The 14,502-nt window shown below is 59.3% G+C and carries 14 protein-coding genes; 4 read left to right on the top strand and 10 right to left on the bottom strand.

Annotated elements, in window-relative coordinates:
• The first annotated feature begins 11 nt into the window (after nt 1-11).
• Complete coding sequence (locus tag ACR0M2_RS11600) at nt 12-1,415, top strand: PepSY-associated TM helix domain-containing protein (protein WP_480705154.1); 1,404 nt, start codon at nt 12-14, stop codon at nt 1,413-1,415.
• Nucleotides 1,416-1,498: 83 nt separating this feature from the next.
• Here ACR0M2_RS11600 and ACR0M2_RS11595 read toward each other — a convergent pair whose 3' ends face one another.
• On the bottom strand, nt 1,499-2,224 hold the full coding sequence (locus ACR0M2_RS11595) for an SDR family NAD(P)-dependent oxidoreductase (protein ID WP_170397659.1): 726 nt from the start codon (nt 2,222-2,224) through the stop codon (nt 1,499-1,501).
• Nucleotides 2,225-2,341: 117 nt separating this feature from the next.
• Here ACR0M2_RS11595 and argB point away from each other — a divergent pair, with 117 nt between their 5' ends.
• Genes argB through ACR0M2_RS11580 form a run of 3 tightly spaced genes read left to right on the top strand, consistent with a single transcriptional unit; the run spans nt 2,342 to nt 4,395 of the window.
• Nucleotides 2,342-3,205 (top strand): acetylglutamate kinase, encoded by an 864-nt coding sequence (argB, locus tag ACR0M2_RS11590; protein ID WP_170362244.1) that lies wholly within the window; start codon nt 2,342-2,344, stop codon nt 3,203-3,205.
• A gap of 18 nt (nt 3,206-3,223) precedes the next feature.
• On the top strand, nt 3,224-3,901 hold the full coding sequence (locus tag ACR0M2_RS11585; protein ID WP_170351657.1) for a ferredoxin: 678 nt from the start codon (nt 3,224-3,226) through the stop codon (nt 3,899-3,901).
• On the top strand, nt 3,898-4,395 hold the full coding sequence (locus tag ACR0M2_RS11580) for a SixA phosphatase family protein (RefSeq protein ID WP_170351658.1): 498 nt from the start codon (nt 3,898-3,900) through the stop codon (nt 4,393-4,395). The genes ACR0M2_RS11585 and ACR0M2_RS11580 overlap by 4 nt, the downstream gene beginning before the upstream one ends.
• 45 nt (nt 4,396-4,440) lie before the next feature.
• On the opposite strand, the gene ACR0M2_RS11575 is transcribed toward ACR0M2_RS11580, so the two are convergent.
• The 9 genes from ACR0M2_RS11575 to ACR0M2_RS11535 all read right to left on the bottom strand — a co-directional run bounded on the left by ACR0M2_RS11575 (nt 4,441) and on the right by ACR0M2_RS11535 (nt 14,457).
• Nucleotides 4,441-5,232 (bottom strand): amino acid ABC transporter ATP-binding protein, encoded by a 792-nt coding sequence (locus ACR0M2_RS11575; protein WP_302477207.1) that lies wholly within the window; start codon nt 5,230-5,232, stop codon nt 4,441-4,443.
• 12 nt (nt 5,233-5,244) lie between these two features.
• Nucleotides 5,245-6,600: an amino acid ABC transporter permease gene (locus ACR0M2_RS11570; protein WP_480637976.1), complete on the bottom strand. Its 1,356-nt coding sequence runs from the start codon at nt 6,598-6,600 to the stop codon at nt 5,245-5,247.
• 1 nt (nt 6,601) lies between these two features.
• Complete coding sequence (locus ACR0M2_RS11565; RefSeq protein WP_170351660.1) at nt 6,602-7,870, bottom strand: amino acid ABC transporter permease; 1,269 nt, start codon at nt 7,868-7,870, stop codon at nt 6,602-6,604.
• A 126-nt stretch (nt 7,871-7,996) separates the two neighbouring features.
• Nucleotides 7,997-9,016 (bottom strand): amino acid ABC transporter substrate-binding protein, encoded by a 1,020-nt coding sequence (locus ACR0M2_RS11560; protein ID WP_170351661.1) that lies wholly within the window; start codon nt 9,014-9,016, stop codon nt 7,997-7,999.
• Nucleotides 9,017-9,224: 208 nt separating this feature from the next.
• Nucleotides 9,225-9,932: an ATP12 family chaperone protein gene (locus ACR0M2_RS11555; protein ID WP_480705152.1), complete on the bottom strand. Its 708-nt coding sequence runs from the start codon at nt 9,930-9,932 to the stop codon at nt 9,225-9,227.
• A 4-nt stretch (nt 9,933-9,936) separates the two neighbouring features.
• Nucleotides 9,937-10,608 (bottom strand): HAD-IA family hydrolase, encoded by a 672-nt coding sequence (locus ACR0M2_RS11550; protein WP_480705150.1) that lies wholly within the window; start codon nt 10,606-10,608, stop codon nt 9,937-9,939.
• Nucleotides 10,605-11,648, bottom strand: coding sequence for an RluA family pseudouridine synthase (locus tag ACR0M2_RS11545; RefSeq protein ID WP_170351664.1), 1,044 nt, complete (start codon nt 11,646-11,648; stop codon nt 10,605-10,607). Before ACR0M2_RS11545 ends, ACR0M2_RS11550 begins: the two co-directional genes overlap by 4 nt.
• Before the next feature lie 109 nt (nt 11,649-11,757).
• Nucleotides 11,758-13,068: a replication-associated recombination protein A gene (locus ACR0M2_RS11540; RefSeq protein WP_170553330.1), complete on the bottom strand. Its 1,311-nt coding sequence runs from the start codon at nt 13,066-13,068 to the stop codon at nt 11,758-11,760.
• Nucleotides 13,069-13,071: 3 nt separating this feature from the next.
• Nucleotides 13,072-14,457, bottom strand: a complete 1,386-nt coding sequence (locus tag ACR0M2_RS11535; RefSeq protein ID WP_480705148.1) for a trypsin-like peptidase domain-containing protein — start codon at nt 14,455-14,457, stop codon at nt 13,072-13,074.
• Nucleotides 14,458-14,502: the final 45 nt, after the last annotated feature.

The following is a 14,502-nucleotide window of genomic DNA, read 5'->3' as shown; positions in this document are numbered from 1 at the left end:
CGGAGAACACTATGGCATTTGATAGCCAAACCCTGGGGGACACCCCGGCGCAAAACACTGCTGCGCAAAAGTTCTACTTCGCCGCCTGGCGGTGGCATTTCTATGCGGGGATTTTCGTTATCCCCTTCCTGATCATTCTGGCCGTCACCGGGTTGATGATGATGCTCATCACCCAATATGACGGTCGCGATGGCGAAAAAATTTCGGTCGAAGTTCAGGGAACCGCCCTGCCAATATCGCAACAAGCCGAGGTCGCGCTAACCGAACTCCCCGGCACAGTCGTCGAATGGATTGGCCCGAAAGCCGCCGATCTGGCCACCGTGTTTCGTATCAAAACCGAGGCAGGCCAACGCCTTGTTGCCGTCGACCCCTATGCCGGAGAGGTCCTGCAAATCTGGGATCGTCGCGCGGGCTGGTACGATCTGGCGGACAATATTCACTCGACCCTGCTGATCGGGACAACCGGAGATCGCATCATTGAAATCACTGCCGGTCTGAGCCTGCTGATGGTCTTCACCGGTCTTTACATGTGGTGGCCACGCGGCAACGTCATGGCTGCATTTGTCCCCAACCTGCGCACGCGAGGCCGTGCTTTGTGGAAATCCCTACATGCCGTGATCGGGTTCTGGATGTCCGGGCTGCTGGTTGTCTTCCTAATCTCGGGCCTCTCCTGGGCCGGTGTCTGGGGTGGAATGATCGTACAACCCTGGAGCAGCTTCCCCGCCGAGAAATGGGACAACGTGCCCCTCTCGGACGATATCCACGCCAGCATGAACCACGGGCACCAAAACGACGTTCCCTGGGCGCTAGAGCAAACGCCGATGCCCGCCTCGGGTTCTGAGGCCGGGATTGATGGCGTACCGCAAGGCGCGCCGGTGGATATCGATGCCTTGGTGGCGTTGGGAGTGGCGCTGGACATGTCAGGACGCTTCCGCGTCGCGTATCCCAACGGCGAGGAGGGCGTCTGGACCCTGAACCGCGACAGCATGAGCAGCGACTCGACCGATCCGGCAAACGACCGCACCGTTCATGTGGATCAGTATACCGGCAAGATTTTGGCCGATGTGCGGTATCAGGATTATTCGCTGATGGGGAAGTCCATGGCTGTTGGCATTCCGTTTCACATGGGGCTGATGGGAACGTGGAACTTTATCCTGAACGTCGTGTTTTGCCTGTCGGTCATCTTTGCTTGCGTCTCGGGCGTGGTGATGTGGCTGAAACGGCGGCCACAGAGTGCGGGGCGACTGGCCGCGCCGCCAATGCCTGCGGAAATGCCGCTGTGGAAAGGGGCTGTTGTGATCGGTCTGTTCACCGCGATGGCCTTCCCGCTGGTGGGTCTGACATTGCTGGCGGTGCTGGTCTTTGACTTGCTGCTGATCAGCAATATCCCGGTGATGAAAAAAGCCCTGAGCTGACAAATCCGGGCCGCATCGCATCGGTGCGGCCCGATCGATCCCGATGTTTCCGCTGTCTGGGTTTGGCAGCGTCCGCCAATGTCCTATACGTGCTGTGCCCCATTCACCTCGATTTCCGCCCCCGAGATGTATGAGCTTTCCTGAGAACACAGGAAATAGATCGCCGCTGCGACTTCTTCAGGCTGCCCTAACCGTCCAAGTGGCAGCTTTTCCACTATTTTATTGGTACCGGGGCTGAGGATTCCGGTTTCAACCTCACCAGGTGCGATTGCGTTCACCCGCACGCCCATTGGGCCGAAGTCATGTGCCATTTCCCGCGTCAGGGCTGCCAGCGCCGCCTTGGATGTAGCGTAGGCCGCGCCTGCAAACGGATGTACGCGCGCCCCTGCAATGGATGTCACGTTAACGACTGATCCACGGGCTGCGGCCAATTCCTCTTTCAAGCCGCGCGCCAGAACAACGGAAGCAAAGAAATTGACGTGGAACACCTGCCCCCAAGTCATGAGGTCGGTGTCCAGCGTATTCAATCGCTCTCCTTCTGGGCCCTTCGGCGACACCCCCGCGTTGTTGACGAGGGCGTGTAGCTTGCCTCCGACCATTTCTTGCAGGACACCAACTGAATTGATCGTTTCGGCAGGATCGCTCAGATCCAGCTGCAAATGATTTTCTTTTCCTTCCCACGGACAATCATCCGGCACAGGAGAGCGCGAGCACGTGATAACCCGCCAACCTTCGGCATGGAACCGACGAACCGTTGCGAACCCAATGCCCCGGCTAGCACCCGTCAGAATAAGAGTTTTTTGCTCCATTGGATGTGTCTCCTGTTTCAGGGCATGCAGGCACACTAACAGTGGCAACTGCACTCACAACAGCGATCTTGGCTTATGCCGCCAAAACGCCTAACACGTGAGGAAGAGGACCAAGATATGAAGACACGAGACATGAACCGGGACTGGATCGCCACCGCCGCCACTTTGAACAGCGCATTGCCGTATCTGCAACGCTATGACGGTGCAATCGTCGTCATCAAGCTGGGCGGCCACGCCATGGGCAGCGACGAAGCGATGGAAAGCTTTGCCCGCGACGTCGTTCTGATGCGTCAGGTCGGGGTCAACCCTGTGGTCGTGCATGGCGGCGGGCCGATGATCAACGCGATGCTGGATCAGCTGAACATCCAGTCGGAGTTCGTGAACGGCAAACGTGTGACTGACAAAGCCACCGTCGAAGTGGTCGAGATGGTGCTGTCCGGCCTGGTAAACAAACGCATCGTGCAGGCAATCAATGGTCAGGGCGGCAAGGCGGTGGGCCTGTCGGGTAAGGATGCCAACCTGATGATCTGCGATCAGGCCGATCCGTCACTTGGGTTTGTCGGCTCTCCGTCGCAGATGGATCCGGCGATTTTGCATAACCTGTTCGCGCATGATGTGATCCCCGTGATCGCGCCTCTGGGCGCAGGTAAGAACGGCGAGACCTTCAACATCAATGGCGACACTGCTGCCGGGGCCATTGCTTCGGCGCTCAAGGCGGACCGGCTGCTGCTGCTGACGGATGTTTCGGGCGTTAAGAACGCGGGCGGCGAGGTTGTGACCGAGCTGAAAGCCGGTCAGATCCGCGAAATGACCATGGACGGCACCATTGCGGGCGGGATGATCCCCAAGACCGAAACGGCTCTGGATGCCTTGCACAGCGGCGTACGGGCCGTGGTCATTCTGGATGGGCGTGCGCCCAATGCGGTGTTGTTGGAGCTGTTCACCGAACACGGCGCAGGCTCGCTTATCCGGCCCGACTAATTACCCAACGGAGGAGACATGACCGGACGTCCCCCGACCTCCTCGACAACCTTCTACGACCGCGTGGAACATGCGGTGCTGCAAGCGGGTCTGATCGTGATGGGCGCCCTGCACCCACACCGGGTCGACGCCAAACAATTGGATGGCGGCACGCTGATCCTGTTGGGCGCGGGAAAATCATTCTGGCCCACGCTGAAGTCCGCGCCCGAATGGCCAGGTGACCACCCGGTTGATCGGTGGTCAACGCGCGTGGTTGGGCAGTTGGCCCGCGATCTGGGGGCCGAGGCACATTTTCCCTTCGGCGGCCCGCCCTACGCACCCTTCATCGACTGGGCCCTGAAATCCGGGCGTACCTTCAGCAGTCCGGTGGGCGCACTGGTGCATGATACGGTCGGCATGATGATCTCATACCGTGGGGCGCTGCATTTTACCGAAGAGTTCATTATCCCCGAGGTTCCCGGCACCTCTCCCTGCATCAACTGCCCGGCCCCCTGTACCCAAACCTGCCCCGTCGGCGCGCTGAACAGTCAGAATTTCTACGATGTCGGGGCCTGTCACGCTCATCTGTCCACCGCGGCAGGGCAGACCTGCATGACAGGTGGGTGTCTGGCGCGGCTGTCCTGCCCCCTCAGCGAGGGTGCAGGGCGCGAAGCTGAGCAATCTGCCCATCACATGAAGGCCTTTCACCCGTCATGAGCCGCACCCTGATCCTGACTCGCCACGCGAAATCCAGTTGGAATGACTTGAATCTTTCGGATCATGATCGCCCTTTGAACAAACGCGGACGCAAATCCGCCCCGGCGATAGCCGGTTGGCTGCGCGCAAACGGCTGGCTGCCAGATGAGGTGCTAAGTTCAACATCGACCCGCACCCGTGAAACCTGGGATCGTATGGGGCTGCAGGCGGACAAGATCACGTTTCACCGCGCGCTTTATCACGCGGAGTCCGAAGACATTCTGACCGAATTGTCAGGGGCGACAGAACCCACAGTGCTGATGCTGGGCCACAACCCCGGAATCGGAGTCTTTGCCAGCCGCATTGTCCGGGAGGCACCGGACCACGCCCGGTTCCACGACTACCCGACCTGCGCCACCACTGTGATCCTGTTTGAAATTGACGACTGGGCGCATGTCCGATGGCACAGCGGCACCGTGCAGGGGTTTGTCATTCCACGGGAGCTGCTGGAATGAAAAAAGGCGGGGCAAAACCCCGCCTTTTCGTCCGTTTCTCTGGGATCAGTGGCCCAGAATCTGGCTGAGGAACAGCTTGGTCCGTTCGCTTTGTGGGTTGTTGAAGAACTCTTCCGGTTCGTTCTGTTCCACAATCTGACCGGCATCCATAAAGATCACACGGTTGGCGACCTGACGGGCAAAGCCCATCTCGTGCGTCACGCACAGCATGGTCATGCCTTCCTCGGCCAGCTCGATCATGGTGTCGAGCACCTCTTTGATCATCTCAGGGTCCAGCGCCGATGTCGGTTCATCGAACAACATGATCCGCGGCATCATGCAGAGCGAGCGGGCAATCGCCACACGCTGCTGCTGACCGCCCGAAAGCTGACCGGGGTATTTGTCGGCCTGTTCAGGGATTTTCACCTTTTCCAGGAAATGCATCGCACGCTCTTCGGCCTCTTTCTTGGGCGTCTTGCGCACCCAGATCGGGGCCAGCGTGCAGTTTTCCAGAATGGTCAGGTGCGGGAACAGGTTGAAGTGCTGAAACACCATGCCAACCTCGGACCGGATCTTGTCGATGTTCTTGAGGTCATTCGACAGCTCGGTCCCGTCCACAACGATCTTGCCCTGCTGGTGTTCCTCCAGCGCGTTCAGGCAGCGGATCAGAGTGGACTTGCCCGACCCCGATGGCCCCGCGATCACGATCCGCTCGCCTTGATTGACGGTCAGATTGATGTCTCGCAGCACGTGGAAGGCCCCGTACCACTTGTTCATGTTGGTGATTTCGATGGCGACCTCGTCGCTCACCTGCATCTTGGAGCGGTCGATTTCGCGTTCAATTGCAAGTTCAGACATGTGTTGAACTCCTTAGCGGTGGCCAGTCTGAAGCTTGCGCTCCAGATACATGGAATAACGGGACATGGAGAAGCAGACGACGAAGAACAGAACGCCGATAAAGGCGAACAGCTCCCAGTAGACGCCGTTCCAGGCGGTATCGGCGCGGATGCCGTTGGTCAGGCCAATCACGTCGAAAAGACCGATGATCGAGACCAGCGTGGTATCCTTGAAAATGCCGATAAAGGTGCTCACGATGCCCGGGATCGAGATTTTCAGCGCTTGCGGCATGATGATCAGCCGTTGGGCCTGCCAGTAGTTAAGGCCCAGACTGTCGGCCCCTTCGTACTGACCACGCGGCAAGGCTGCCAGACCACCCCGGATCACCTCGGCCATATAGGCGGCCGAGAATAGGGTCATCATGATCATCACTCGCAGGATGATGTCAAAATTGGTTCCCGGCGGCAGGAACAGGTTCAACAGCAGCGAGGCCACGAACAGCAAGGTGATCAGCGGCACGCCGCGAATGAACTCGATAAAGCCTACGCACAGGTATTTGACGATCATCAGATCGGACTGCCGACCCAGCGCCAGAACGATGCCAATTGGCAGCGAGACACCAATGGCCACAACACCCAACAAGATTGCCAGCATAAAGCCACCAAAGTCGCGGCTTTCGACCGGCGCGATACCAACGGGAATCACTGAATCGATCGCAACAGCAACCGGTCCAGAGGCAAACAACCACCAGAGTATCGGCAATCCAATCGCCAGAATCAGCGCCATCAAGGAACCTGCGGCGGGTAGCGCCAGCTTGTATACAAAGTACCCAATGGCGAACCCAGCAGCGACCATCAGCGGCCCCCAAATGCTTCCACCCCACATCAGCCAAGGCAGCAGGAACGGATAGGCCGCCGTTACGAACAACAGCTTACGCGGCACTTTGGTGAACAACACCGGCGCAATAGCAACCAGCAACAGGATGAAGGTCAGGTTCGGCCGGAAATAGGCCGGCCAGCCGCCCGATTCAGGTGGGTTAGACCACGTCGCGTCCGGATGCGCCGGATAAGGCGGATAGAACCCGTACAGCAATTGCAGCCACCGGTCCTTGATAACACCCCAGCAGGCATGGCCATGAGTATCACCCCATGTCGCCATCATGATCTCGCGACATTCCGACAGAGAATTGGCATTCCATACGGATTCGAACGTCCATGACAGGATGTTGGACAGCACATAGTAGATGAAGAACAGTGAGATGATGGTCAGGATGGCGTTGAGCCAGCTTGAGAACAGGTTATGCCTGATCCATCCCAGCACACCGACCTCGGATGCGGGTGGTGCCTGCTCCGGCAACATTTCCGTGCGGACAAATGAAACATCACTCATATTACCGCTCCACCAGTTTGACACGGTTGTTGTACCAGTTCATCACCGCCGAAATGCTCAGCGAGATGGACAGATAGACCAGCATCAGCAGCAGAACGCATTCCAGCTCGCGGCCGGTCTGGTTCATGGTGATGCCACCCAAAGTACCCGTGATGTCCATATATCCGACCGCGATCGCCAGCGACGAGTTCTTGGTCAGGTTCAGATAGTTCGAGATCATCGGCGGGATAATCACCCGCAACGCCTGCGGCAGGATCACCAGACGCATGGTCCGGCCAGGGCGCAGACCCAGTGCGGATGCGGCCTCGGTCTGACCCTTCGAGATGGCCAGAATACCGGCGCGAACGATCTCGGCGATGAAAGCCGCAGTGTACAGCGACAGGGCAAGCCACAACGCGATCAACGAGTTCCGCATATGGGTGCCACCGGTGAAGTTAAAGCCTTTCAACTCAGGGTAGCCTAGATGAAAGCCCAGCACCGTCAGCAGAATGATCGATGGGACAAACAGTAAACCCAGCTGGATGTGCCAGATGGTCGGACGGTCACCCGTCTTTTCCTGCGTCGCATTGGCCCAGGCCGACACTTTGCGCATTGCGAAGATGCTGCCGCCAAGCACGATCAGGAAGGCGATGAGGTCCAGCGAAACATCGAACCGCAGGCTCGACGTGCCGAACAGGTGAATATCTCCCAACCCGCGCGAAAACAGGAATTCGGGGATATAGACCCCGCGATTGGTCACAGCGACTGTGCCGAACAGATCCATAGTGGCTTCTGGGTTTTCACCCCGGAAGGCGCGCGGTGCCGGCAGGCTTTCGATCAGAATGGCCATGGCGAACACGATCCAAAGCAGCACTGGCACGTTGCGGAACATTTCGACATAAACCGTCATGATCCGCGCGATCAGCCAGTTATTCGACAGACGCAAAACACCGACCATAACGCCGATGATCGTTGCCGTGATACAGCCCAGAACTGCAACGACCAGCGTGTTTAGCAGGCCTATAAACGCCGCACGTAGATGGGTATCGCGCGAGTCGTATTCCAGCAGGCGTTGGTTGATGTCATAGCTGGCCGGTTCGGCAAAAAAGTCGAACCCGACCGTTCTGCCAAGCGTTTCGAGGTTCTGAATAGTGTTGTTAATAATCCAGGCTGCCAGAAGCATGAAACCGATCATCGCTATGACCTGAATGGTCGCAGATCGGTACCGCGTATCATAAAGGAGCATGGACAGCCGGAAGTGCTCCTTCGGCGGGTCAGTGAGTGTCGTCATGACCTATGTATTTCCCCGTCAATCCCGGTTTAGCCGGCAGAGTTTTTCTCTGCTCCTAACTTTCCGGGCGTGTTTCTTATGGAAGGAAAAAGGGCGCAGGTTGCCCTGCGCCCTTTTCCGTGGCTTTTAGCGGAACGGCGGTGCGTACAGCAGGCCGCCATCGGTCCACTGTGCGTTCAGGCCGCGTGCCAGACCGATCGGGGTTTCCTCACCGATGTTCTTGGCAAACACTTCACCATAGTTGCCGCCAACTTTGATCGCGCGCTGTGCCCAGTTCGCGTCCAGACCCAGCATCTCACCCAGCGTACCTTCGGTACCCAACAGGCGGTTTACCTCTGGGTTGTCGGTGGCACCACTGGACATCTCGTCGATGTTGGCCGAGGTTACACCCAGCTCTTCCGCCGCGATCAGTGCGTTGAGGGTCCAGCGGACCACATCGCCCCATTCGTGATCGCCATGACGAACCAGCGGGCCCAGCGGCTCTTTCGAGATGATTTCGGGCAGGATCACGTGATCACCAGCATTTTCAAAGGTGGCACGAGTTGCCGCCAGGCCGGATGCGTCGGTGGTGTAGACGTCACAGGCACCAGCCAGATACTGCTGCTGCGCTTCGGCGTTGGTTTCGATCGGAACCGGCTCATAGCTCATGTTGTTTATGCGGAAGAAATCCGCCAGGTTGAGCTCTGTCGTGGTGCCGGTCTGGATGCAGACCGTCGCGCCGTCCAGTTCCTTGGCCGAGCTGACGCCCAGAGCCTTGGGAACCATGAAACCCTGACCATCGTAGTAGTTGATACCGACGAATTCGAACTTCAGGTCGACGTCGCGGCTGAAGGTCCAAGTGGTGTTACGGGCCAGCATGTCGATCTCGCCCGAAGCCAGCGCGGTAAAGCGTGTCTTACCGGTGGTCGGAATGAATTCTACAGCGGTCGGATCGTCCAGAACGGCGGCTGCAACGGCGCGGCACACGGCCACGTCAAAGCCCTGCCATTCGCCATTGGCGTCCGGGCTGGCAAAGCCGGGAACACCGGTCGCCACGCCACAGTTCAGTTTGCCGCGCGCCTTGACATCATCAGCAGTCCCCGCCGCAGCCGCACCAGCAGCCAGGCCGGCGATGGTTGCCACGCCCAAGATTACGGATTTTTTCATTTTTACCTCTTCCTGATTTCCCGTCCCTATCCAGAGACGGCTCTGTCCGGCACCTTTGGCACCAGAAAGGTTTCCCCAAAGGTGTCTCCCCTTTAGTGGGCACGAGTTTGGGCGTATTCATAAACAAACGTCAAGGCCCGGATCAGGGAAAACGATGAGTCAATTCAAAGATGACTCGTCCGACGTTGGAAAATCAGGCTGTAAGGGATCAAATCGAGAGGTCAAAAAATCTTTTTGCGTGCAAAAAGGCCGCCTTTTTGGTTTCCGCTACGTCAAATGCCTCATCGTCGTGGCCCCATTGCTCAATCTGCCAAATTTCATCCAGCCTGGACATTTGCCAGATTTCTTCAACATTGCGCCAGTTCAGAGCAGTCGCAAAACCAAGGACAAGCGAGCCTGACAAGCTGACAAGATCATGGAATGCGGCCAGTTGAAAATCGTTAAGCTGATGAACACGCAGCTTTAGGGTGTTCAAAGCCGTTTCCGATTGCGGCTGATGCAGCACACCAGCCACGGGCAACAGCCGCGCAGATAGCACCTCGGCCGCCCAGTCCAGGGCCGGATCCCATTGCTCGGCCTGACGTTTTTGCAACTCTTGCGGGTGTGCCGCGCGGTAGCACAGCAAATCCGAATCCCCATAATCGGCCAACATGTCCGCAACCTCGGCGTGTTGATGGTGGACCTTGTCGATGGCGGCGTTGGCCGACCGTGTGAATGGCATGACTCGCGGGTCGATCTCTTTTTCTTGCGCGTCCCATTCAGCGGCAACCTGTTCGGCCATAGCATGTGTGGGCAGGATCAAGGTTGCCTTAGCCGGAGTTTTCACCCGGCGTCCGTCCAATTCGACAGTGAATCCCCCTTCGGCATCGACCACGGCACTTTCGGTCCAAAATCGCTTGGGTTTCCAATCGCTCATGTTGTCAGGTCCAGATATCGTCCAGGGCTTGCGGCAGCTGGTCAAAGGTTTCAATTACACAGGTCGCACCGTCCAGAGCGGACCGGTCGTGATAGCCCCAACTGACACCGATGCCCTTCACCCCGGCGGCGCGGGCCATGTCCATGTCGAATCTTGTGTCGCCAATCATGACCGTGTTGGCCGCGTCCACCCCGGTTTCACTGCGCGCGGTGTCGATCATCGAAGGGTGCGGTTTCGACGGGTGGTGATCCGCAACCTGCCGGGTCACGAAATACCGCTCCAGCCCATGCACCTCGATCAGTGCGTCCAGCCCGCGCTGGGATTTACCGGTGGCCACGCCCAACAATACTTCAGGCACTGCGTGCAGCGTCTCAATGGCATCCCGCGCGCCAGGATAGAGAGGAGAGCTTGCAGCGCCCTTTTCAAGACGGTGCGCGTGATAGGCTTGTTTATACCCCTCGACCAGGCACTGCTGATCGCTGTCCGAATGTTCTGGCGCCAGTTGTGCCATCGCGTTGGGCAGGGACAGACCAACAATGGACAGAATTGCGTTGCGGTCAGGCACCGGCAGGGACAGCGCCCGAAAACTGGCGGTCATCGCCGCGACGATGCTGCCCTGGCTATCGACAAGGGTGCCATCCACATCGAACAGCACCAAACGCAGCGGTGCGCTCATTGCAGTTCCTCGAAGGGATCATCGGCGGCCAGATCCTCGGTCCAGCCAAAGGTGTCCCAGCTGTGTTTCATGTGATCCGGCAATGGCGCCGTAATGGTGATGGTCTTGCGCGTGGTGGGATGCTGGAACGAGGCCTGCCGTGCGTGCAGATGCAATTTCTTGCTGATGATACCGCCCAGTTGCGCGCCCCACCCGTCACCAAGGTTTTCCTGACCTGAGCCGCCGTATTTGCCATCGCCGATGATGGGATGCCCAATTGCGGCCATATGCGCGCGCAGCTGATGCGTGCGGCCCGTGATCGGCTCCATCGCCACCCATGCAGCGCGCCCAGCCACCCGGTAAAGCGTGGCATAGAGCGTGTGCGCCCTTTTCGCGCCCGGCGTGTCATTGATTTCGTTCAGATGCACGGGGATCATCTTTTCACCCTCACCGTGCTTGCCGTGGCCTGCGGCTTTGACCAGCCCGGTCTTGATCTCACCCAGATAGGGCGTCGGCACCCCGGCGACCAGCGCCCAATAAATCTTGCGCGTATCGCGGTGACGGAAGGCGGTAGTCAGCCCTTTGGCCGCCTCGCGCGTGCGCGCCATCAGCAATACGCCCGAGGTGTCTTTGTCCAGCCGATGCACAAGGCGGGGGCTCTCGTCATATCCAAACCGCAGCGCCTCGGACAGGCTGTCAACGTGGCGCGTCTGGCCACTGCCGCCCTGCACCGGCAGGCCTTGGGGTTTGTTCAGCGCCAGAACGTCATCATCGCGATAGATGACGCAGGACTGGATCATCTTGGCGTCGGCGTCCGAAATACGATGTTTGACCTCGGCAGGTTTGTGATCGGCATCGGGCAAAGGCGGTACACGAACGACCTGACCGGCCTCAAGCCGGGTCGAGGCTTTCACCCGCCCGCCTTCAACCCGCAGCTCGCCCTTGCGGCACATCTTTTCGATGCGCCCCTGGCTGACATGGGGAAACAGGCGGCGCAGCCACCGGTCCAACCGCTGGTCGCCATCACCTTCTGCCACGGTGATCATCTGTACGCCGCTCATGCCGATATCCCCTGCGTCGCGCGACGTGTTCGCGCGCTAAGCCTGTCTGTACGTGTCCTAGAAAACATGCGCGTCTGTGGCCTGCTGCACCGCAAGAGTCAAGCCGACCTTACCCGTTGCGCTGGGCCCGCAGCTTGGCAAAATAATCCAGCCGCTTTTTCAACTCGCGTTCGAACCCACGTTCGACCGGTTGATACAGTTCAGGCCGGTCCATACCGTCAGGGAAATAGTTCTGACCCGAAAACCCATCCTCGGCATCGTGGTCATAGGCATAGCCCGCGCCATATCCTTGGTCCTTCATCAACGAGGTCGGCGCATTCAGGATATGCTTGGGAGGTGGTTCGCTGCCCGATTGCTTGGCCAGCCGCATCGCCGCCTTGTAACCGACGTAAGCGCCGTTCGATTTGGGGGCCAGGGCCAGGTAGACCAGCGCCTGTGCCAAGGCCAGTTCCCCCTCGGGGCTGCCCAGCCGTTCATAGGTCTGCCATGACTGCACGCAGATCGCCTGTGCCTGCGGGTCGGCCAGACCGATATCCTCAACCGCCATCCGGGTGATCCGCCGCGCCAAGTATCGCGGGTCTTCGCCCCCCGTCAGCATCCGCGCGAACCAATAAAGGGCAGCGTCCGGATCTGACCCGCGGACCGATTTGTGCAAGGCTGAGATCAGGTTGTAATGCTCATCGCCCGATTTGTCGTATTTTGCTGCACGCCGCATCAACCGGGTCGACAGCGCATCCGGGTCCAGCGGCGCGTCAACCTTCCACGCCGCGATCTGTTCGATCAGATTCAACAGCGCTCGCCCGTCACCATCGGCCATTTCCTGCAACGCCTCACGGGCAGGCCCGGTCAGCGGCAATGCGCGGTCCAGCTCTTTTTCCGCCCTTTGGGTCAACCGTTCCAGATCAGTCAGGCTGAGCCGTTCCAGCACCAGCACTTGCGCCCGGCTGAGCACAGCGGCGTTCAGCTCAAAAGACGGGTTTTCGGTCGTGGCCCCGACCAGCAGAATCGTCCCATCCTCCATATGGGGCAGGAACCCGTCCTGCTGGGCTTTGTTGAAGCGGTGGATCTCATCCACGAACAGCAGCGTGCCCTGCCCGTTCTGGCGGCGGATCTTGGCGGCTTCGAACACTTTCTTGAGGTCCGGCACGCCAGTGAAAATTGCGCTGATCTGAACGAAATGCAGATCGGTTTCCTGCGCCAGCAGCCGCGCGATGGTTGTTTTTCCCACCCCCGGCGGCCCCCAGAACACCAGACTGGACAAGCTGCCCGAAGCCAGCATGACCCCCAGCGGTGCCTCCGGGCCCAAGACCTGAGCCTGCCCGATTACTTCAGCCAGCGCTTGCGGCCGCAACCGATCCGCCAGCGGCCGATGCGCAGGCGGAGCGGGCGCGGCGGCCCCGGTGTCGAACAGATCGCTCACGCGTTACAACCGGAACCGCAGGGAAACCGAACGGCCACCGCGCAGGATGTCAAAATTCAACCTGCGCCCCGGATCGGTCAGCGCATCGACTATGTCTTGCGGGTGGTCGATCTGCGCGCCGTTGATGCCATTAACCACATCACCCACACGCAGCCCAGACCGACCTCCGTATCGGTCTGCGTCCACCACAACAACGCCGGTTTGCGACAGCACCAGCCCCAGCCGCGTGATGACCGCCGGATTAACGCGTGATACCGTCAACCCAGGCATGACCGTCCGGTCATCCAGCGTGGTCTCGTCGGCTGACGGGGTCTCAGGTGCCCGGACAAGGGCTACTTCCAGATCCGAGCTTTCCTCGCCGCGCAACCGGGTCAAAACCGATGTGCCGCCGACACCCGCCACCGACATGCGGAACTTCATCTCGGCCGGAGAGTTCACTTCATCCCCGTCTACGTGGGTCACCACGTCACCGACGCGCAGCCCTGCATCGGCAAGCGGGCTAAGGGGGTGCAGGTCAGAGATTACCACGCCTAGCGGGATCACCAGACCCAGCGACTCGGCGATATCAGCGCTCATGTGCTGACCTGCCATTCCCGCCCAAGGGCTGATGAAATGGTCATTACCCTCCTGCGCTTGCCGCAGGAACTCGGCCACCAGATTGGCCGGGATCGCAAATCCAATGCCGTTTGATCCGCCCGAGCGGGTTAGAATGGCCGTGTTGATTCCGATCAGGTCCCCGTTCACGTCAATCAGCGCACCGCCCGAATTTCCCGGATTGATCGCCGCATCCGTCTGGATGAAATAACCGCGCGCGTTGCCGGTCGCAGCCCCGGTCCGAGCCAGCCCTGAGATGATGCCCGACGACACGGTCTGTCCCACCCCGAACGGGTTGCCGATAGCCAGCGCCAGTTCCCCCACCGCGACTTGATCGGAATCGCGCAGTTCCAGGAACGGCAGATCGTCAGCCTCTTGCAGGCGCAAAATGGCGATATCGCTCTCCTTGTCACCCAGTACCACCTGGGCCGAATACTCGCGCCGATCCGTCGTCACCACGCGAATTTCCGTGGCAGTACCAACCACATGGTAGTTCGAAACGACGTAACCATCCTGCGAAAGGATTACACCGGACCCCAGCGAGTTCTGCACTCGCGGGCGCGGCTCGGCCGAGCCGCCGCCAAAGAAATCCCGAAAGAACGGGTCCGAGAAAAACGGGTTGGCCCGCCCCTGTCGCTCGATCTTAGCATAGATGTTGACGACCGCCGGTGAGGCCTCTTTGACCACCGGGGCGAAACCCAACGATATCTCGGCTTGTGATTGCGGCACGCGGGTGTCCGCAATGGCAACCGAGGCGCATGCGAAGGAAAGAGCGATAAGTGTCGCGCGGAACATATAGACCTCAACTTGCAGAGTTGCGTTGGATATGCGCCCGCGCGA

The sequence above is a fragment of the Ruegeria sp. BE10 genome (assembly GCF_056538905.1).
The sequence above is the reverse complement of the archived record's forward strand: the minus strand, read 5'-3'. Positions and strand labels throughout refer to the sequence as shown.